This is a genomic window from Paraburkholderia ultramafica, assembly GCF_902859915.1.
Classification (GTDB): Bacteria; Pseudomonadota; Gammaproteobacteria; order Burkholderiales; family Burkholderiaceae; genus Paraburkholderia; species Paraburkholderia ultramafica.
In genome coordinates this window covers 1-694 of the sequence record NZ_CADIKK010000159.1, presented here as the reverse complement: position 1 = coordinate 694, position 694 = coordinate 1, and the positions used below count along the sequence as shown (strand labels likewise).

The following is a 694-nucleotide window of genomic DNA, read 5'->3' as shown; positions in this document are numbered from 1 at the left end:
CGGATCTGGCCACGCGCATGGAACTGTTCGACTTCGTCGTGCAGGAATTGCGTCGGCGCGAACCTCAGGATGCGCGCCGTATCCGCCGGGTACGTGTTGCACTACAGAACCAGCGTGACGACCTGCTCGCGTTTGCCGGCGTGCTCGATGCGAGGCTGGCCGCGATTGCGCAAACGCATACGGTGGCTGAACCGCTGGTGCGCGCAGCGTTGGTGCTCCATCGCAAGCCGACCACTTCGCCCGCGTACTGGCAGGGCCGGGGCCGGCTTTGCGCGAGCCTGGGCAGTCAGTTCAATGCGGTCTCCAGCGCTGTGGCCCAGGTCATGGAACAAACCCCGCGCTGCAGTTCGCTGGTCGAGAACCTCAACTCGCGGCTACGAACCTACTTCACGCTGCGCCGCCACCTCGGCAGCCCGTACCTCGGCCTGCTGCAATTCTTCCTGAATCACCGGCGCTACATGCGCAGCCGGAAGTCCGCGCGCACAGGCAGGAGTCCTTGTGAGTTGATGACCGGTCAGCCTCATGCGCACTGGCTCACGCTGTTAGGCCTCGGACCTCTGCAGCCGCAGCGAGCCTGAGATGCGGGAGGCACAAGCCCTCTCGCAGACTCCCCAGTTTCACCGGAAATCCTCCTGCCGGCGGCCTGATCCCGCTCGTCCGTGTTACCCAAAAAACGTGTTTAGTGAACCACGCC

General features: G+C 64.3%; 1 protein-coding gene. It reads left to right on the top strand.

All coding sequences use genetic code 11. The features are described 5' to 3' along the window. On the top strand, positions 1 to 578 hold a 578-nt coding region (locus tag HV744_RS36665; protein WP_217469227.1), incomplete at its 5' end, for a CDC50/LEM3 family protein. Positions 579 to 694: the final 116 nt, after the last annotated feature.